General features: G+C 62.3%; 24 protein-coding genes. 9 read left to right on the top strand and 15 right to left on the bottom strand.

All coding sequences use genetic code 11. The features are described 5' to 3' along the window. The coding region (locus C4S71_RS09240; RefSeq protein WP_200825265.1) for a transposase at positions 1-324 on the top strand (324 nt) is incomplete at its 5' end. A gap of 49 nt (positions 325-373) precedes the next feature. Here the strand turns inward: C4S71_RS09240 and C4S71_RS09235 are convergent. The 6 genes from C4S71_RS09235 to C4S71_RS09210 form a co-directional block, all read right to left on the bottom strand. Further along, on the bottom strand, positions 374-973 hold the full coding sequence (locus C4S71_RS09235; RefSeq protein ID WP_086510381.1) for a Crp/Fnr family transcriptional regulator: 600 nt from the start codon (positions 971-973) through the stop codon (positions 374-376). 89 nt (positions 974-1,062) lie between these two features. Continuing rightward, on the bottom strand, positions 1,063-2,001 hold the full coding sequence (locus C4S71_RS09230) for a sensor domain-containing diguanylate cyclase (protein ID WP_103968940.1): 939 nt from the start codon (positions 1,999-2,001) through the stop codon (positions 1,063-1,065). A gap of 160 nt (positions 2,002-2,161) precedes the next feature. After that, positions 2,162-2,425, bottom strand: coding sequence for a Txe/YoeB family addiction module toxin (locus C4S71_RS09225; protein ID WP_103968939.1), 264 nt, complete (start codon positions 2,423-2,425; stop codon positions 2,162-2,164). Next, positions 2,422-2,664: a type II toxin-antitoxin system Phd/YefM family antitoxin gene (locus C4S71_RS09220; RefSeq protein WP_103968938.1), complete on the bottom strand. Its 243-nt coding sequence runs from the start codon at positions 2,662-2,664 to the stop codon at positions 2,422-2,424. Before C4S71_RS09220 ends, C4S71_RS09225 begins: the two co-directional genes overlap by 4 nt. Before the next feature lie 85 nt (positions 2,665-2,749). Next, entirely contained in the window at positions 2,750-3,412 is a 663-nt protein-coding gene (locus tag C4S71_RS09215; protein ID WP_103968937.1) for a dihydrofolate reductase family protein, read from the bottom strand. Positions 3,413-3,495: 83 nt separating this feature from the next. Beyond that, a complete protein-coding gene (locus tag C4S71_RS09210; protein WP_103968936.1) occupies positions 3,496-3,972 on the bottom strand; it encodes a LabA-like NYN domain-containing protein in 477 nt (158 codons plus the stop codon). A gap of 192 nt (positions 3,973-4,164) precedes the next feature. On the opposite strand from C4S71_RS09210, the gene C4S71_RS09205 reads away from it, so the two are divergent. From C4S71_RS09205 to C4S71_RS09185, 5 genes are all read left to right on the top strand, one after another. After that, complete coding sequence (locus tag C4S71_RS09205) at positions 4,165-5,013, top strand: MurR/RpiR family transcriptional regulator (protein ID WP_086510378.1); 849 nt, start codon at positions 4,165-4,167, stop codon at positions 5,011-5,013. A gap of 267 nt (positions 5,014-5,280) precedes the next feature. Beyond that, complete coding sequence (locus tag C4S71_RS09200) at positions 5,281-6,318, top strand: TRAP transporter substrate-binding protein (protein ID WP_103968935.1); 1,038 nt, start codon at positions 5,281-5,283, stop codon at positions 6,316-6,318. A 15-nt stretch (positions 6,319-6,333) separates the two neighbouring features. Further along, positions 6,334-6,975 (top strand): TRAP transporter small permease, encoded by a 642-nt coding sequence (locus C4S71_RS09195; protein WP_086510376.1) that lies wholly within the window; start codon positions 6,334-6,336, stop codon positions 6,973-6,975. After that, complete coding sequence (locus tag C4S71_RS09190; RefSeq protein WP_086510375.1) at positions 6,972-8,276, top strand: TRAP transporter large permease; 1,305 nt, start codon at positions 6,972-6,974, stop codon at positions 8,274-8,276. The genes C4S71_RS09195 and C4S71_RS09190 overlap by 4 nt, the downstream gene beginning before the upstream one ends. A 3-nt stretch (positions 8,277-8,279) precedes the next feature. Next, positions 8,280-8,981, top strand: coding sequence for an aspartate/glutamate racemase family protein (locus tag C4S71_RS09185; protein WP_103968934.1), 702 nt, complete (start codon positions 8,280-8,282; stop codon positions 8,979-8,981). A gap of 9 nt (positions 8,982-8,990) precedes the next feature. On the opposite strand, the gene C4S71_RS09180 is transcribed toward C4S71_RS09185, so the two are convergent. From C4S71_RS09180 to C4S71_RS09150, 7 genes are all read right to left on the bottom strand, one after another. Continuing rightward, positions 8,991-11,201, bottom strand: coding sequence for an OsmC domain/YcaO domain-containing protein (locus tag C4S71_RS09180; protein ID WP_103968933.1), 2,211 nt, complete (start codon positions 11,199-11,201; stop codon positions 8,991-8,993). Positions 11,202-11,506: 305 nt separating this feature from the next. Beyond that, entirely contained in the window at positions 11,507-12,127 is a 621-nt protein-coding gene (locus C4S71_RS09175; RefSeq protein WP_103968932.1) for an ASCH domain-containing protein, read from the bottom strand. Positions 12,128-12,165: 38 nt separating this feature from the next. Then, on the bottom strand, positions 12,166-12,912 hold the full coding sequence (locus tag C4S71_RS09170) for an SDR family oxidoreductase (protein ID WP_200825264.1): 747 nt from the start codon (positions 12,910-12,912) through the stop codon (positions 12,166-12,168). Continuing rightward, positions 12,909-13,475, bottom strand: coding sequence for a dihydrofolate reductase family protein (locus tag C4S71_RS09165; protein ID WP_103968930.1), 567 nt, complete (start codon positions 13,473-13,475; stop codon positions 12,909-12,911). The genes C4S71_RS09170 and C4S71_RS09165 overlap by 4 nt, the downstream gene beginning before the upstream one ends. Next, a complete protein-coding gene (locus C4S71_RS09160) occupies positions 13,472-13,990 on the bottom strand; it encodes a GNAT family N-acetyltransferase (protein ID WP_086510370.1) in 519 nt (172 codons plus the stop codon). Before C4S71_RS09160 ends, C4S71_RS09165 begins: the two co-directional genes overlap by 4 nt. Positions 13,991-14,020: 30 nt before the next feature. Continuing rightward, the gene (locus tag C4S71_RS09155) at positions 14,021-14,404 is read right to left on the bottom strand and encodes a nuclear transport factor 2 family protein (protein WP_103968929.1); all 384 of its coding nucleotides are present in this window, start codon (positions 14,402-14,404) and stop codon (positions 14,021-14,023) included. A 41-nt stretch (positions 14,405-14,445) separates the two neighbouring features. Next, entirely contained in the window at positions 14,446-15,021 is a 576-nt protein-coding gene (locus C4S71_RS09150; RefSeq protein ID WP_146064595.1) for an MAPEG family protein, read from the bottom strand. Positions 15,022-15,271: 250 nt separating this feature from the next. Between C4S71_RS09150 and C4S71_RS09145 the strand changes: the two genes are divergently transcribed. Beyond that, on the top strand, positions 15,272-15,910 hold the full coding sequence (locus tag C4S71_RS09145) for a DUF2931 family protein (protein WP_103968927.1): 639 nt from the start codon (positions 15,272-15,274) through the stop codon (positions 15,908-15,910). A 63-nt stretch (positions 15,911-15,973) separates the two neighbouring features. Then, entirely contained in the window at positions 15,974-16,423 is a 450-nt protein-coding gene (locus C4S71_RS09140; RefSeq protein WP_307718941.1) for a DCC1-like thiol-disulfide oxidoreductase family protein, read from the top strand. Positions 16,424-16,442: 19 nt separating this feature from the next. On the opposite strand, the gene C4S71_RS09135 is transcribed toward C4S71_RS09140, so the two are convergent. Both C4S71_RS09135 and C4S71_RS09130 read right to left on the bottom strand, forming a co-directional pair. After that, entirely contained in the window at positions 16,443-16,916 is a 474-nt protein-coding gene (locus tag C4S71_RS09135; RefSeq protein WP_103968926.1) for a GFA family protein, read from the bottom strand. A 98-nt stretch (positions 16,917-17,014) separates the two neighbouring features. Next, positions 17,015-17,887 (bottom strand): DUF3626 domain-containing protein, encoded by an 873-nt coding sequence (locus C4S71_RS09130; protein ID WP_103968925.1) that lies wholly within the window; start codon positions 17,885-17,887, stop codon positions 17,015-17,017. A gap of 203 nt (positions 17,888-18,090) precedes the next feature. Between C4S71_RS09130 and C4S71_RS09125 the strand changes: the two genes are divergently transcribed. Beyond that, entirely contained in the window at positions 18,091-18,771 is a 681-nt protein-coding gene (locus C4S71_RS09125; RefSeq protein WP_086510363.1) for a type 1 glutamine amidotransferase domain-containing protein, read from the top strand. Positions 18,772-18,787: the final 16 nt, after the last annotated feature.

Raw genomic sequence — 18,787 nt, 5'->3', positions numbered from 1 at the left:
AAGTACCCCAGAGCCATGGAGTGCCTGGCCAAGGATCGGGAGGAGCTGCTGGCGTTCTATGACTACCCGGCAGAACACTGGGTGCATATCCGCACCACCAACCCGATCGAATCGACCTTCGCCACGGTCCGCCTGCGGAGCAAGCGCAGCCGGAACTGCGGCTCCAGAGCGACGACCCTGGCGATGGTCTTCAAGCTGCTTCAGAGCGCCCAGAAGCGCTGGAAGCGGATCAAGGGGTTCAACAAGCTGGAGCTGGTCGTGAACAACGTCCAGTTCAAGGACGGCGAACCCTTGACCGATCAGTCAGACAGGACTGCCGCCTGACCTGCCATACACAGGATTTGACAATAACTCCTGGTTGTAGTCGAGGATGTCAGGATGCATCCTTCTCCTCCATCTGCCGAAGCTTGATGCGTGCCTTGATTCGGCTGAGGGCAACGGGCGTGACTCTAACGTAGCCTGCTATGTCCCGATCCGTCACTCGCTCGGCGATGTGCGGGTACTCTTCGATGAAACGCTGATAGCGCTCCTCCGCGGAGAGTGTGAGCAGGTCGCGCTCACGCGCCTCTTTGCGAAAGCCATAGAGCTCGAAGCCTTTCCGGAGGGCACGCTGCCATTGTGGATGTTTGTCGCCTAGCTGATCCAGCAGGTGGTATGGCAACGATTCGACCGAAGCCGGGCAAGCGGCAACGGCGCTGAAGCTGGTGACACCACCAGGCAAAAGGGCGGCAAGACTGGCGAAGAACCTGTCTTCGGCAGCGAATGCCTTGACCCAGGCATCGCCGTCGCAGGTTTCGTAGATCATCTTGATGATCCCAGTCTCGACGAAGTAAACGTAGGGGCGCGCCATGCCAGATAGAAAAAGGGTTTCGCCCGACTCTAGTGTCTTGCGCCGAAGTGAAGGCTCGACGAGATGCCACTCAGGAAGTGGGCAGCCCGCCAGCCGCTCGAGAATTTCCTTTGCCGCGCTCACAACCCCTCACCGCTCATTAACTCAGGTTAACTCTGACCGTACATCACCAAGGGAGGCTGGCGCCAACTCCATCTCCTGAGACAGGTCAATCACGCCCCAACGATACGGTCCCGCCCGCTCTGCTTGGCCTGATAGAGCCGCCGATCCGCCTGTTCGATCAGGCTGGCCGGGATCCCCCCTTCCGCCGGGGTAGCGGTTGCCACGCCCATGCTGACGGTAACGAGGTGTGAGACGTCGGAAGCGCGATGCGGGATGGCTGCATCAGCCAGGGCAGCTCGACAGCGCTCTGCCACCTGACAGGCGGCTTCCAGGTCCGTTTCCGGCAATACGAGAGCGAACTCTTCGCCGCCGAAGCGTGCCAGCAAGTCGCGAGGCCGCGCGGCAGCGGTACTTACGATTTGCGCAACCCGGCGCAGGCAGTCGTCGCCGGCGAGATGGCCGTAGTAGTCGTTGTAGAGCTTGAAACAGTCGATATCGAGCATGATGAACGAGAGAGGCTGGCCGGCTCGCTTGGCACTGGCCCACTCCGACTCCAGCACGGAGTCGAGCAGGCGTCGGTTGGCAACACCGGTGAGGCCGTCCTGATACGAGAGCTCCTCGAGCTCCCGTTGCAGCTGCATCAGCTTCTCTTCGCTCTTCTTGCGCTCGCTGATGTCGAACATGAAGCCGACCAGCGCTTCGCCTTCGCCGGCACCGTTGCGTACTACGTGCACGACGTCACGAATCCACACGTAGCTGCCGTCGGCCTTCAGGGCGCGGTAATCCGCCTCATGATCGATCCCATTCCTGGACTGTTCGATACAGAAGCCAACCACCCGCTCGCGATCCTCAGGGTGCATGCGCTCGACCCAGTCGTCGACGCTGACCCAACTGCGCGGCGACCATCCCAGCAGGCGCTCGACCTGCGGCCCAATGTAGGAGAAACGCATGGTCTCCAGGTCGATTCTCCAAGGGATGGCCTGGGTAGACTCCAGCAGTGTTTTGTAGACGGCGGTGTCTACGCTCAACGGCGCGGCATCGTCACTCATGGCGCGTGGGCTCCACTAGGCTGGTATGCGCGTCCGTGCCGGATCGAACCTTTTCATGACTCAGTGTGCCACAAAGTGGGTGGCAGCAGACTAGAAATGCCATTAATGGAGGCGATAGTTTTAATTATCGAGAAAGCTGGTAGCCCCTCTTCTCGGGATCTTACTCGTAGTGGCTCCAGAGCCTGAGCACCTTCACGATGCGCTCGCCTTCGAGCACTTGGTAAACCAAGCGATGCTGGATATTGATCCGCCGTGAGTAGGCACCCGCCAGATCACCGACGAGTTTTTCAAAGGGTGGCGGTTTGCGGTAGGGATCTTGCGAAATCAGTTCCAACAGCTCCTGAGCCTTGGGCTTCAGGCCGCTAGCGGCCAGTTTTCTTGCATCCTTCTGAGCCTGCTTGGTGTAGACCAATCTCCATGTCACCAGTCCAGCTCCCCATCACACTCATCGACGGGTGTCTCCATCCCCTCGCGGATGGACTCCCGCATGCCGGGAACCGAGAGCAGGTACAGCGTTTCTTGTATGGCAGCCCAATCTTCTTCTGAAACCAACACGGCCTTGTTCCGTTTGCCCATGATGACGATCGGCTGGTGAGACTCGGCAGTTTCATCTATCAACCGGTACAGGTTGCTGCGAGCTTCCGTAGCGGTAATTCCGGTCATGACGCACCTTTGCATTCACTACTACATTATTCAGCAGTGTACGCCTTCCGGTACGTACGTCAATGCGAACGTGTCATGATGGATATCAGTTCGCTCTTGCTGCGCTTTTCCTGAGTACCATATGGGCCACCTTTTCCGTTGCTACCCGCTCTGCGCAGCGATAGCCGAGCGCGCGCATGTCGAGTCCGGTGAACAGGTGCTCCCCGGCGCCGAGCAGTACCGGGGTGACGGCAAGGTGAAGCTCATCGACGAGCTGCGCACGCAGGTACTGCTGCACGGTCGCTATACCGCCTCCCAGGCGTACGTCCTTATCTCCTGCGGCTTCGCGGGCGCGCTCCAGAGCTGCATGAATGCCTTGGGTGACGAAGTAGAACGTCGTGCCATCCGGCATCTCGACGGGATCGCGAGGATGATGGGTCAATACGAAGACCGGCATGTGAAACGGCGGGTTGTCGCCCCACCACCCCTTCCAGCCCTCATCCGGCCAGGGGCCGCGTACGGGACCGAACATGTTGCGGCCCATGATCCAGGCGCCGACATTCTCGAAGCCGCGGGTTACGAAATCGTCGTCGGGGCCGGTTTCTCCGCCCGTCTGGCCCAGCACTCTTCGCTGGAAAGTCGCGGTCGCAAACTGCCAGTCCTGATTCTCCAGACCGTTGATACCCATCGGATTTTCCAGGCTCTGCTCGGGGCCGGCGGCAAAGCCGTCCAGCGAGATACTGAAGCAGAAAACGCGTAGCTGGCTCATCGTGGCCTCCGTTGAGTGCGTATCTGCCAGTAGTCGAACTATCCGCATGGGATTCGACATCCCACCGGCCAGCACGGCCCCCTCTATGACAGCAGGAGCCTCTCATCGATGGGCTTGAACTCGTTGGCGGCGCTCATCAGTGAGTTAGCCGTCAACTGCGGTACGCCATAGACCTCCACCACCTTCCCATGGACTTGTCGGATCTTGTCGACCAGCAGGGCGAAATCGCCGTCGCCCGAAACCAGCACGATGACGTCCGCCTGCTCGGCGTACTCGATGGCATCGAGGGTAATGCCGACGTCCCAATCGCCTTTGGCGGAACCGTCCGCCCTTTGAATGTAGGGCTTCAGCTTCACCTCGAAGCCGATGGCGCGAAGGATGTTCTGAAACTCCTGCTGCTTCCGGTCGCCCCTGTCGATGGCATAGGCGATGGCCTTGACGACTTCCCTGCCGGCAGTGACTTCGGCCCAGAACTTGTTGTAATCGAAATTGCGCTTATACGCTTGGCGCACCGTGTAGTAGACGTTCTGGACGTCCACGAATATCGCCACCTTGTCCATTGGATAGCCCCATTGTTGTATCGCTCCAGTGACACCAAACGCAGCGCCCTGAGCCAGTATGAACTGACCCGGGGCGCTTGTGTGCTCCAGTCATGGCTTTTGCTAGCTTTCACCGCCAGGCCCGCGGTCCGATGGTTGCGGCACCGTTGCTCACCGGACATGATGTCTGAAACCACAGTTTCAGGAGTCGGCATGGCCAGATCCTCGCAGACGCGTTCCTTCCTCGCCCGAGTGCGCAGCGCCCTGCCCTCTCTGCACCCGGCCGAGCGCCGGCTGGGCGAGTTCGTATGCGATTTCCCCGGTGAAATCGCCAGCTACGATGCCCAGGAGCTGGCAAAGTTTGCCGGGGTCTCCAAGGCGACGGTGTCGCGCTTCGTACGCCGGCTCGGCTACGAGAGCTACGAGGCGGCGCGCAAGCACGCCCGCGAGGAGCAGACCACCGGCTCGCGCCTCTTCCTGCAGAGCGCGGCCCTGGAGCCGGGCGAGCGCTCTCTGGCGCTCAATCTCGACCAGGGCAAGGACAACCTCGACCGGACCTTCTCGGCGATCACCCAGGCGCAGGTGGACGCCGTGGCCCGGGCCATCCTCGACGCCCGCAAGACCTGGGTCATTGGCTTTCGCGCCAGCCACCCTTTCGCCGACTATCTGCGCTGGCAGCTCACCCAGGTGGTGGAGCAGGTGGTCAGCCTGCCCGGCGGCGGCGAGACCCTGGGCGAGCACCTGGTCAGCGTGCGCCCGGAGGACTGCGTGATCGTCATCGGCCTGCGTCGCCGGGTGGCGATCACCGAGCAGGTGCTGGCCGAAGCCCGTGAGAGCGGCGCCCGGGTGCTCTATATCACCGATGAGGGACTAGCCCCGGACCCCAGCGTCACCTGGCACTTCCGCTGCTGCACCCTTGCCGCCGGGCCGCTGTTCAACCACACCGCCGTCATGGCGCTCTGCCACCTGCTGGCCATGCGCACCATCGAGCTTGCCGGTGACGACTCGCGCCGCCGCCTGCGCCGTATCGAGACGCTGAACGATAAGCTCGAAGAACTGTAGGAAGCCGGCACCATCCTGGCGCATGGCGCTACCAATCTGCACACTTTCCGGGCAAAAAAAGAAACACCCGCGCGGCGGACTAATAGGCGATTCTGAAGTAATTGGCTGTTTTCGTTATGAAACTACAGTTTCTTGAATGCGATGGCATGAAACTTGGATCACTCAAGGCGACTGCCGCCGCCTGAACGCGGCGGGCCGACACCGCCACCTGGCGCCCAGCGGAGCCGTACTCCCTCCCAAGGTGCCACCGATGACAGGACCAAGACCATGCTGAAACGTAACGCTCTGGTAACCGCCGTCTCCGCCGCCCTGATGGCCTCCGCCGCCCAGGCCAGCGCGCTGTCGATCCAGGTGCTGGGCCAGCCCGCCGGCTCCGGTCTGATCGCCCAGCAGAAGGAGCAGCCCTTCTTCACCAACCTGGCGGAAAACACCGGTCTGGATATCACCGTGCAGTACCTGCCGGTGGACGTGGCGGGGGTTCCCGACACCGACGGCCTGCGCGTGCTACGTTCCGGTCTCTTCGATATCGTCTCCCTGCGCGGCCCCCAGGTGAGTCGCGATGAGCCCTCCATCCTCGGGCTCGACCTGATCGGGCTCAATACCAGCTTCGAGGCCGGCCGTGAGCACGTCGCCGCCTTCTACGATTACGTGGACAACCGCCTGCAGGAGCGCTTCAACGCCAAGCTCTTGGGCACCTGGCCCGCCGGCCCCCAGGTAATCTTCTGCCGCGGCGAGATCGGCGGCCTGGATGACCTGCGCGGCAAGCGCGTGCGCGTGGGCGACCAGAGCGCGGCCAACTTCGTCGGCCAGCTCGGCGCCACCGGCATCTCGATGCCCTTCGGCGACGTCCAGCAGTCGCTCTCCCGCGGCGTGATCGACTGTGCCATTACCGGCCCTGCCTCGGCCAACTCCGGCGGCTGGCCGGAAGCCACCACCACGGTACTGCCCATCGCCTTGCAGCTGGCCATCAACGGCTACGCCATCAACCTCGATACCTGGAACAGCATGACCGAGGAGCAGCAGACCCAGCTCGAGTCGGCCATCGCCGAGCTGAGCGACGAGATCTGGACCTACTCCGAGGAGCTCTATGAAGACGCCATGCGCTGCAACGCCGGCGAGACACCCTGCGAGTACGGCACCCTCTACTCCCTCACCGAAGTGCCGGTGACCGAGGAGGACCTGGCCAAGGTGGCCGCCGCAGTGGAAGAGGTCTCCCTGCCGATCTGGGCTCGCCAGTGCAATGCCGCCGCTGCGGACTGCGAGGACGTGTGGCGCGATACCGTCGGCCAGAAGCTCGGCCTCTGAGCCCGGGAGGCGACGATGACGATCTATGCTCGCATTCTCGGCATGCTGTTTGGCGCCATGATGCTGCTGCTCGCCCTGCTGATCACGGTGGAAACCGTGATCCGCAAGGCCTTCTCGATGTCGCTCGGCGGGGTCGACGAGCTGGGTGGCTATGCCATTGCCATCGCCGCCCCGCTGGCGTTCTGCGTGGCCATGGTCGAGCAGTCCCATATCCGCATCAACCTGGTGCACATGCGCCTGCCCTTCAGGGTGCAGGCGGTGCTCAACGCCCTGGCCGCCCTGACCCTCGGGCTGCTTGCAGCCTTTCTGCTCTATTTCACCATCCAGACTGTCCAGGACACCCGGCTCTACGGCTCCATCGCCCAGACGCCGCGGGCCACGCCGTTGATCTACCCGCAGACCGTGTGGCTGATCGCCATGGTCGCCTTCACCCTGGCCGCCGCGGTGCTCACCGCGCAGGCCATGGGGCTGCTGGCGAAGGGCGACTGGAAGGCGCTCAACCGCCGCTTCGGGCCGAGTTCGACCCAGGACGAGCTGGCAGCGGAGCTCGAGGACCTCAAGCAGCGCGAACAGCAATCGGACGAGCCGCTGCTCGACGAGCCGCAGGCGGATGAATCCCCTACCGGCGACCCGGCGCGCAAAGGAGGCCAGTCATGAGCATTCCCCTGATCGCCACGGCGTTCTTCATCATGCTCGGCCTGATGCTGCTGAGCATCCCGGTGGCCGTGGCCATCCTCTTCGTCGGCGTGATCGGCGGCTACCTGATGCACGGATTCCCCCTGGTGGACATGATGGGCGGCGTGGTTTGGAGCAGCCTGAACAGTCCCTCCATGCTGGCGATTCCGCTGTTCATGCTGCTCGGCGAACTGCTGCTGCGCGGCGGCATTGCCGACCGGATGTACGCAGCGCTCTCGGTGTGGTTCAACCGCCTGCCGGGCGGGCTGCTGCACACCAACATCGCCACCTGCACGCTCTTCTCCGCCACCTCGGGCTCGTCGGTGGCTACCGCCGCCACCGTGGGCACCATCTCGCTGCCGGCGCTGCAGAAATACCGCTATCCGGTGCGCCCCTCGCTTGGCTCTCTGGCTGCCGGGGGCACTCTGGGCATCCTGATTCCCCCCAGCATCAACCTGCTGGTCTACGGCCAACTGGCCAATACCTCGGTCAGTCAGCTGTTCGCCGCCGGGCTGATCCCGGGCCTTACCCTGGCCCTGCTCTTCTCCGTCTACCTTTTCATCGCCCACGGCAAGGCGGGCAGCAGCGCCATGGTGGAAGTCAACCTGCCGCTGCGAGAGAAGCTTGCCCTCTCGCGCCACTTGGTGCCGCCCTTCGTCATCTTCGGGGTAGTGATGGGCAGCATCTACGGCGGGGTCGCAACGCCCACCGAATCCGCGGCCATCGGGGTGATGATCGCCCTGGCCTTCATCGTGGGCGGGGGCAAACTGAGCCTCGACCTCTTGATTCACTGCTCGCTGCACGCCGCCAAGACCACCGGCATGGTGATCATCGTGCTGATGTGCGCGCTGCTGCTCAACGTGACCCTCTCGATGCTGGGGGTGACCCAGGCGCTGACCCAGTGGGTGGCGAGCTTCGGTCTCACCCAGGTGGGCCTGCTGCTGGTGCTGCTGCTCTTCTACGTAGTGCTCGGCACCTTCATGGATGCCATGTCGATGCTGGTGCTGACGGTGCCGATCACCGTGCCGATGGTGATGGCCGTTGGCGTGGACCCCATCTGGTTCGGCATCTTCATCGTGCTGATGTGCGAGATCGCCTTGATCACGCCGCCGGTGGGCATGAACCTCTTCGTGGTGCAGGGGGTGCGCAAGGATGGCGGCAGCTTCAACGACGTGATTTGGGGCTCGCTGCCCTTCGTGGCGATCATGGCGCTGTTCACGCTGGCCATCATGGTCTGGCCTCAGATCGTGATGTGGCTCCCCGACCTGTTGGCGGGGCGCTGATCGATGACCCATTACCCTGGAGACGCCACTCCGCCGGCCCCCGTTCGCGTGCTGGCCATCAACCCCAACACCAACCCGACCGTCACCCAGCGAGTGCGGGAGGTGCTGCAGGCCCAGGCACCGCCCGGCGTGATCATCGAGGCGGAGAGCCCGCACCAAGGGCCCCGAGCGGTGGAAAGCGGGCAGGACAAGACCCGCGCCGCCGGCCACGTGATGGCGCTGATCGAAAGCCGCATGGCGCAAGGCTACGCCGGCTATATCCTCGCCTGCTTCGATGACATCGCCGTCGCCGAGGCCCGCGCTCTGACCGGCGCCCCGGTGATCAGCCTGGCGGAGGCCGGCATTCGCCGCGCGGACGCCACCGGCGGCCCCTTCACGGTGATCACCACCTTCGAGGGCGCCGTGGCCACCATTGAGTCGCTCTGCGAGTACTACGGCGTGAAGGAGCGCTGCCGCGTCGTGGCCACCGGCATCGGCGTGAGCGAGACCGCGGCGCGCACCACCCTGGCCGAGACGCGGTTGGCGAGCCTCTGCGAGGGAGCCCGCGCGGAGGGGGCTCGAGCCATCGTACTGGGCTCCGGCGCCTTCGCCGGACGCGGCGCGCAGCTTGCCAGGCGCCACGGCCTTCCGGTGATGGACGGCTTCGCCGAGGCGCTGGCCTTCGTGCTGCGCCAGGCGGAACCCTTGAGAGCCCGGAGCACCTAGCGCCTTCGCTCAGGTGGGAGTGCACGCCCCTGCGCGCCTGGCGCGGTGGGCGTGCAGCTTCTTGTAGCTCTCGATCAGACGCTGATGCTTCTCCAGGCCTTCGAGCTGCATGTTGGTGGGCGTGAGGCCATGGAAACGTACCTCGCCGGTGACAGAGCCGACCACCGCGGCCATGGTCTTCTCACCGAACATGCGGGTGAGGTTGTGCAGGTAGTCGTCGAGTTCCAGCTCGTCGTCGAGCACGATCTCCAGCACCGCGGCCATGGCCTGGTAGAACAGCCCGCGCTCCACGGTGTTGTCGTTGTACTGCTGGAACATCTCGACCCGCTCCAGGGCCTCTTCGTGCTGCCCAAGCGCCAGGTGGATCAGCAGCTTCAGCTCAAGGATGGTGAGCTGGCCCCACACGGTGTTCTCGTCGAACTCGATACCGATCAGGGTGATGATGTCCATGTGCTCGTCGAGCTGGCTCTCCTCCAGGCGCTCAAGCAGCCCGGCGAGCTGCTCGTCGCTCAGGGCGTGGAGGTTGAGGATGTCCTCGCGGTAGTCCAGCGCCATGTTGGTGTTGTCCCAGATCAGGTCCTCCACCGGGTACACCTCGGAGTAGCCCGGCACCAGGATGCGGCACACCGGCGCGCCCAGGTCCTCGTGCACGGCCATGTAGGCCTCGAGCCCCAGCTCTTCCAGAATGCCGAACAGCGTGGCTGCTTCTTCATCCGTACTGTTGGAACCGCTGCCGGAGAAGTCCCAATCGGCGAACTCGAACTCGCTCCTGGCACTGAAGAAGCGCCAGGAGACCAGCCCCGAGGAGTCGATGAAGTGCTCGACGAAGTTGTTGGGTTCGGAGACGGCCTGGGAATTGAAGGTCGGCGGCAGGAAGTCGTTCAGACCCTCGAAGCTGCGGCCCTGCAGCAGCTCGGTGAGGCTGCGCTCCAGTGCCACCTCGAAGCTGGGGTGGGCACCGAAGGAGGCGAACACACCGCCGGTGCGCGGGTTCATCAGGGTCACGCACATGACCGGGAACTGGCCGCCCAGCGAGGCGTCCTTGACCAGCACCGGGTAGCCCTGGGCCTCCAGCGCCTGGATGCCTTCGAGGATGCCCGGGTAGCGCTCGAGCACCTCCATGGGCACGTCCGGCAGCGCCAGTTCCTGTTCGAGGATCTCGCGCTTCACCGCCCGCTCGAAGATCTCGGAGAGACACTGCACCTGCGCTTCAGGCAGCGTGTTGCCGGCGCTCATGCCGTTGCTGAGGTAGAGGTTCTCGATCAGGTTGGAGGGGAAGTAGACCGTCTCGCCGTCCGACTGGCGCACGAAGGGCAAGGCGACGATGCCCCGCTCCCGCTTGCCGGAATTGGTGTCGATCAGGTGCGAGCCGCGCAGCTCGCCCTCCGGGTCGTAGATCTCGCGGGTGTAGTCGTCGAGGATGCCTGCGGGCAGCTCGTCGTTGGGCCCGGGCTTGAACCACTCCTCGTTGGGATAGTGGACGAAGGCGCTACCCGCGATCTCTTCGCCGAAGAACTGGTCGTTGTAGAAGAAGTTGCAGCTCAGGCGCTCGATGAACTCGCCCAGCGCCGAGCACAGCGCGCTCTCCTTGGTGGCGCCCTTGCCGTTGGTGAAGCACATCGGCGAGGCGGCATCACGAATGTGCAGCGACCACACGTGGGGCACGATGTTGCGCCAGGAGGCGATCTCGATCTTCATGCCCAGCTCCGCCAGCATGGCGGACATGTTGGCGATGGTCTGTTCCAGCGGCAGGTCCTTGCCCTCGATCCAGGTGTAGGAGGCCTCGTCGGGCTGCACCATCAGCAGGGCCTGGGCGTCCTCGTCGAGGTTCTCCACCGTCTCGATCTGGAACTCGGGGCCGGTCTGCACCACCTTCTTGACGGTGCAGCGGTCGATGGAACGCAGGATGCCCTCGCGGTCTTTCTCGGAGATGTCTTCCGGCAGTTCGACCTGGATCTTGAAGATCTGGTTATAGCGGTTCTCCGGGTCGACGATGTTGTTCTGCGAGAGGCGGATGTTCTCGGTGGGGATGTTGCGCGCCAGGCAGTAGACCCGCACGAAGTAGGCCGCACACAGCGCGGAAGACGCCAGGAAGTAGTCGAACGGGCTTGGTGCCGAGCCGTCGCCCTTGTAGCGAATGGGCTGGTCGGTAATGACGGTGAAATCGTCAAACTTGGCTTCAAGCCTGAGATTTTCGAGAAAATTGACTTTGATTTCCATGACGGGCTACCGATGGGGAAGTGTTGCTGGCGCAGGCCGAGGCGCGCAGTCTATCACACCGCCCGGGTGCTTTCGGTAACCGACGGCAAGGGGGAAAGCTCGACGATACGTCGTGAGGCGGAGGATGAAGCCGTGGGGAGCCTGGCGGTAGGGCAAACAAGAATCTACCCGGCAAACTGGTTACCGGGTAGTTCCCTGCATACTTGTGTTTTTTCGTCAGAGCCGTCTCTGCGGCTTTGTTTACGCAAATTAACGTTGAGTAACGCTGAAAGCAACATAGACATTAGGCTAAAGCATGGCCGCTCTCAGGTCGTCGTACTCGGCTCTCTCACTATGGTGCAGTCCTCATGTTGCAGTGCTTCGAGCACTCTCCGGCCCCGCGGAGAGAGCCGATAGCCCGTGCCCAGGCTCTCTGTCAGGCCCAGATTCTTGAGCTTGCGCACGTTGAGCTTGAAGGCTTCCTTCTCCAGATCCATCATCTCGCACAGTTCCCCAGCGCGGACACCGGGACGGTTCCCTATCACTTCCAGCGTCTTTCGAGTCCACGGCCCATGTGCGGCTCGCTCATCCAGCCGCCGCAAACGCTCGCGCAAGCCCCGGATTTCCTCATTCGTCAGCTCCGTCGATTCGCGAAGGGCTATCCGAGGATCGGGGCGCAACTCACCCAGCTCGATTTTGTAGAACTCACCTTCACTACGCCGGGAGAGTTCGCGCAGCAGTGCCTCGCGGGATTCATAGCCAGCCTGCACCGCATCCTGCTCGGAGATCTCCTCGAGCGCGACCTGAGTCACCGACACGATGGGCAGCTCGCCCACGGCGGTAAGCAGCGTACCTCCTGACTTTACGGTTGGTCGCTGCCAGCGCCGAAAGGCCAACGTCACGCGGCCATCACGAATCTTTTCGAGAAACGCCTTCTTGAACAGCACGGCTATTGCCTCCCTTCCCCGCCTGATACTCCGCACCGCTATCTTCCGCCAGTTACGTCCAACAGCGTGCCGGTAGAGTACGAGGCTTCGTCGGAGAGCAGCCAGAGGATGGCGCGGGCCACCTCTTCCGGCTGGCCGCCGCGCTGCATGGGCACGCCCGCCTTCACGCGCTCGACCCTGTCGGGCTCGCCCCCGCTGGCATGGATCTCGGTGTAGATCACCCCGGGGCGCACGGCGTTGACACGGATGCCCTCGCCCGCGACCTCCTTGGCCAGGCCGATGGTGAAGCTGTCGATGGCGCCTTTGGCAGCGGCGTAATCGACGTACTCATCCGGCGCGCCGAGCCGCGAGGCGATGGAGGAGACGTTGACGATCGCCCCGCCCTGCCCGCCGTGCCGGGTCGACATCCGCCGTACGGCCTCCCGGGCGCAGAGAAAGCTGCCGATCACGTTGGTGGTCAGTACCCGGTTCAGGCGCGCGGCGTCCATCTCCTCCACTCGCATCTGCCTTTCCAGGATACCGGCGTTGTTGACCAGCGCCGTGACCGGTCCGAGCTTCTCGTCGACTTCGGCAAACAGGCGCATCACGTCGGCCTCGTGGCCGACATCGCCCGCTATGGCAATGGCTTTGCCGCCGGCGTGGGCGATCTCCTCGACTACGGCCTGCGCTGCCGCCTCGTTGTGGCGATAGTTGATGCACACGGCGTAGCCTCTGGCCGCGGCCAGGCGGGCGGTGGCCGCACCGATGCCCCGGCTGCCGCCGGTAACCACCAGGACTTTCTTCAATGCGATGCCTCCCTTGCGACCACCCCATACCGCAACTCGACCATACCGGTACCCATCTGGCGTACCGATTCGAGGCGCAGGGTTGGGCTCAGCACGCGGCGTGGAAATAGCGGTTTACCCTTGCCCAGGGTAACGGAACCAATCTGGACGATGAGCTCATCGAGCAGGCCGGCATCGTGAAACTGCCCCGCCAGATCGCCACCACCGACGATCCAGAGGTTTTTTCCGCCCGCAGCTGCACGCATCTCTTCATGGATAGGCCCCACCTCCCCCTGCACGAAGCGAACGTCCGCTCCTTCGGGAATCGCCAGGTTACGATGGGTGAACACCCAGGTCGGCTGGGTGTAGGGCCATGGCGAGCCGGTTTCGGCCGCCACGGTATCGGCATTGCGCAGGATCCACTCGTAGGTGGAAGCCCCCATGGCCAACGCCCCCACCTCGGCGATGAACGCCGGATAGCTGGAGTCGCTCAGGTCGCCCAGAGTGAACAACCACTCCAGGGAATCCTCTTCCGTGGCAATGAAGCCATCGAGACTGGCTGCGGTGTAGTACTGGGTTTTCATGATTGCCCATCCGCAAGAAAAGCTTCATGGAAGGTAACGCTACCCTGCGGAACATGATCGCCGAAGGGCAAAGCGAAGAAATACTTCGCTGGCACTCCCTCGTAGACGAGCCCAGGCACATTACGGAACCCGAACTTGACGTAATACTCAGGGTGGCCGACGAGACAGCAGCCTTGGGCGCCTATGGCTTGCAGCCGAGCCAAGCCCTCTTCGATCAGCGCCTTCCCGATACCCTGCCGCTGGTATTCCGGCAGTACGGAAACCGGCCCCAAGCCATACCAGCCCGTGGTGTCATCCGAGACGCTTACCGGCGAGAAAGCGATATGGCCCACCACCCGACCTTCCCTCTCCGCCACTAGCGATACTGCCAAGGCGCCAGCGGCGCGTAATTCGGCGACGATGAACTGCTCGGTATAGCTGCTGTGTTCCATTTCTCGAAAAGCCGCGACAGTTAGGTCGTGTATGGCATCGATATCGGCAGCTGTTTCTTCACGTATGGCGATGTTTGCTTCCATTTAGGTTTCCCATGGCGGCCGATGGCCAATTTAGCTACGGTCGACGATTCTGACGATCCGCTCCCCGCCGAACGTGAACTCGGTAGTGCCATTCAGTTCGAGCAGGCTTCCCGCCTTCGGCCCGCCGGGAATGTCCTGCGCCAGGCGGCCGCGGTAATCGATCTCTGCCGTAGCGCCGTCCTGACTGAAAACCAGAGAGGTCACACGCTGAAAGCGCTCGGTGAAGAGCCCCTTGGCCCGCTGTGCGAGCAGACGAAACTCCTCGATACCGCTCGCCGAGGCCGTCAACTCCTCGCCCGAGTAATTCTCGAACTCGACGTCCGGTGCCAGGACGGCCAGCATTCCTTCGATGTCGAAGTCGTTATAGGCAGCGATGTACTGCTCGATCAGCTCGCGTTGCTTCGATTCGTCCATGAAAGCTCTCCTGTCAGGTCCTGGCGGGGAAAATTTTCAGTTCAGGTACTGATTGCGTTAGTCAAGATTAGGATAAACACGACCGGATAGCCCACGATGGCAGGGGTCATGGTCAGCACCATGCCCAGCGCACGCCCTTCCACGCCTTGCCGGTAGCCACGCAGAAACAGCACGCGGCCGACAATGAAGAACGCCACGCTGACAGGAATGAGCGAGAGCCACGCCCCTGCCACCAGGCTGGCGTAGGCAACATAGAACCCGACCGCCAAGACCGCTTGCTCCAGGGTGTTCTGCAAAAACGCCACATAGATGGCGAGCCTCTCGCTCGGCGGCCCGGCAGCCGAGCCGCCGATGTCCTCAGGCGAAAACCGGCGGGTGGTCGAGACCAGACCGACGCCCACCAGCACGCAGAACAGCACCACGGCGCCGGCACGCACGGCAAAGGCCAGGCGCTCCCCGAGCTCGACGGGAAAAGCGATGAACACAGGCAAGAGCAGATAGGCCACGCCCACCGCTATGCCGAAAAGCACGAAGCCGAGCGTTCCCGCAGAACGGATCTTGCGCTCGGCACGCTGCATGTCGATCTGGTTGGGTGGTGTTCTGTAACCTTCAGACATGACGATTACACCTCGCGCACATTATTTATCACAACCACATATTAAGATACATAAAGACCAGATTCATTTTCTTCTGCACCAGTATTTTTTAGCTGGCTAGCGCCCTTCGTCAGAAATTTCCCATTACCACTGTAAGACATTCGCCATTTTCATTGGCGAATAAATGCGTAAGCTAATTAATTAGCCTGCCAAGGTTAACCATTGACTCGCCTTTCTCTTCGAAGGCCTATGGGATCGCTGAATCGACGCCATGAATACCCACGCCACACCCTATTTTCACCGCGCCAGATGCGCGCCAGCCTCCTGGCAAAGTAGCCTTCTGCGTCTTGGCTTGCTTCTTGCGCTTAGCATCTCCGTGTCTGCCTGCAAGTCGGAGACTCGCAGCCATGAGTTCTCGCTCCAGACTGTCGGCGGCCCAGCCGGCTGGCCGGTGTGGGTGGAAACTCTCACGTTCAATGACACCTGGAGCGGACCTAACGGCGATTTGCTGGAGGGCTTTGATCAACAACCGCCTTACAGCGGCACCTACAGCTTCGGCGCCCCGCTCCCTGCGCCGCAGACGATGCAGGCGCGCTGGTTCTCCTACCGCACCCAGACATTCTACGAAATCGATCTGGCGTTGCCCGATATGCTCGAGTCGTTGCCACGGTGGTATCGTGATTACCCCCTCTCCAGATTTCACCATGCCTTGACCGTCGGGCTTTCCGGCCATGGCGAGGTCCAGGTAGGTTGGCATGCCTGGTGCCGTAACTGCGCCGATAGAAGCGAAGACTTTTACGCTCCTATCGTATCAACGGCACGGGGTGAAGAAGCGGAGGGGGCAACGGAGCGATATCGTACTCGCACCCAGGCCTTCATCGATCAGGGGATCTTCCCTTCGCCATGGTGAAGAGACTTCGCTTCTTGCACAACGGCTCGATGTAACGAGAATGGAAATAGAACGCTTGAAGCAATGGGAAGCGGCATGAGCGGAAAAAAAGGTCTCGAAACTCAAGCCCGCGATAATAGCATATCGAAGCCCCAGCTTCGCCTGGTGTACGACGGCGAGTGCCCCATGTGCCGAAGCTACGTGCGCTGGCAGCGTGTCCGCCGGGACGTGGGCGAACTCGAACTGATCGATGCCAGGCAGGACAGCGAGGCGCGCCGCGAACTGACCGCCATGGGCTTCGACCTGGACGATGGCTTTGCCCTGCAGGTAGGCGAACGCTGGTATCACGGCAGCGAAGCCCTGCACCGCCTTACTCTGCTCGGGACCCGCAGCGGCCTGTTCAATCGCCTGATGTATCGGCTGTTTGCCAGCCCCGAGCGCACGGCACGGCTCTATCCCCTGTTCAGAGCGTGCCGCACCGGCCTGCTGAAGGTGCTGAGGAAAGGCGCCATCGACAACCTGGGGCGAAAGTGAGCCTGCCTGACCGAAACGCTCAAGGCATTTCCAGCCCCCGGCTCTGATGCCACTCGGCGATGCTCTCCTCGGGATAGCCGGCGAAGCACTGGTCACCTTGCTTCGTCTCGACTTCCACCCAGGCGGCCTTGCTGTCCAGCAGTAGATGGACCCGCTCCGGCGGCACCGGCAGTTCGGTGTCGATGGCCGATGCAAACGGATGTACCAGCTCGGGCCAGTCGGGATCGAAAACCCATAGCGCCGAGGCGCACTGTTTGCAGAAGTGGCGCTCGCCGGAGCTCTTTCGGCCGTCGATCACGGCATGATAAATACCCTGATGCTCTGCTCCCTCGACCTGCAGTGTCTCGGCGAGCCCACTCAGGTTGATGGCGTAGCCGCCCCCACCGGCGGTCTTGCGGCAGATCGAACAGTAGCAGCGCTGGTAAGGGTAAGGATGCGGCGACTCGACGCTGAAACGAACCGCGCCGCAGTGGCAGGAACCTTCGAGCAACATGTTTCTCCTCCTTGGCTGCGTGTCAGGTCCATTCGCAGTCTAGCCTCGATAGCAATGATCGTTCGAACGAGCGCGTGCCTGAACGAACGCACCGGCGTTTACAGGTTCTGGTCTCCGAAGCGGGCCAAGTAGTGCCATACTTTCTTCAACTTTTGAGCATCCTCGATGCGTTCATTCACGGCCTGACCTATTATTTTCGGAGTCAGCCAATCATCGACGGCGATTTCCTCACCGACTCTGACAATCTCATGTCCACGATAGTCAGGGTGCCTGGCCATTGTTTCGGTCGACAGCCGGAATCCCGAATGCCACATCGTTTCAAAAGGTAACTTCCCGGCCAATTCCTCGACTTCAGTGTGCTTGTAACTCGGGTCCAGGACCAACGCCTGGATATCTTCATGTATCGCTATGACACCATGAATATGCGCTTCGATATAGTTATCAAGCAAATCCGTCTCGTCGGCATCCGCCATCTCGATCAAGTGGCCTACCCGACATCCGGCGCCATAGCTCCTGGGCCCAAAAAAGCTTTCCGGGTAACAGAACGTGGTCCGCTCCAGCAACTCCGGCTTGAGCTTGAAATACGAGGAGCCGAAGCGAGGAGAGCCTCCCGAACCAAGCTTCTTGTAATTCAAGGCGCCATACTTCGGACGTGCAGAAGGCTCACAGCTATCGTAGGAGCCCTTGAATGCGCGACTTTCCCACGCCCATCGCCCACCACCCGGAAAAGCGCTCAGCCCCCCATTGCTGGTCCCTGTTTCGAACTGGGACTTGAGCACACCGTCCTTGGCAATCGCGTGCAGCAGAGGAATCCCCGATGAGGTCAATCGGTCAGGATGAAAGTTAATCGTGATTTCCAGCTCGCCAGATACGGCTTTTTCATGCCCGAGCCCCTTGAAGAGCTCAATACACGTCCATTGGGAAGCACTCAGGGTCGTTCGTGCGTTTTTCGTGTCTGTCTGATCAGCCATAGAAAAACCTTGGGCCTGCAACCGGTGACGTCATCGCTATCCGCCCGGCGTCACGGACGACGCACCTCATAGAGTAGCCCTGACCGAGCCCGGGTGGGTGAATCTTGAAATTAGGCCTTGCGGCGGTGGACACGCTACGCTCCTGTATAGCCTTTCGACCCCCATGGACCCGGTTGCCACCGGCATCGAGAAAGGAGAGCCTCATGAGCCCACGCATTCTGATGGTCCTGACTTCCCACGACCGCCTCGGCGATACCGGCGAGCCCACCGGCTTCTGGCTGGAGGAGCTGGCGGCTCCCTACTACGTCTGCCTGGATGCCGGCGCCGAGGTGGTGCTGGCCTCGCCCAAGGGCGGCAAGCCACCGCTGGACCCGAAGAGCGACGCCGAGGAGAGCCAGACAGACGCGACCCGTCGCTTCCAGCAGGACGATCAGGCCCAGCAGGCGCTGGCCAATACACACAAGCTGAGCGAGGTCAGCGCCGACGATTTCGACGCCATCTTCTACCCCGGCGGCCACGGTCCACTCTGGGATCTGGTCGACGATGCGGATTCGATCCGCCTGGTCGAAACCTTCTGGGCGCAGCAGAAGCCGGTGGCCGCCGTGTGCCACGCGCCCATCGTGCTGATCCACGCTCGCGATCCCGATGGCAATCCGATCATTCGCGGCCGTCAGGTCACCGGCTTCAGCAACGACGAGGAAGCGGCGGTCGGCCTTACCGAGGTGGTACCTCATCTGGTGGAGAACGCCCTCAAGGAGGGTGGCGCTCATTACTCAAAGGCGGATGTGTTTACCCCTTATGCCCGCCAGGACGGCAAGCTGATCACCGGGCAGAACCCGCCCTCCTCCGAGCCTACGGCCAAGCTGCTGTTGGAAGCCATTTGAGGGGCCCGGGCGGCCT

This window comes from Billgrantia desiderata (assembly GCF_900108215.1).
Classification (GTDB): domain Bacteria; phylum Pseudomonadota; class Gammaproteobacteria; order Pseudomonadales; family Halomonadaceae; genus Halomonas; species Halomonas desiderata.
This window is presented reverse-complemented; position numbering and strand designations above follow the sequence as displayed.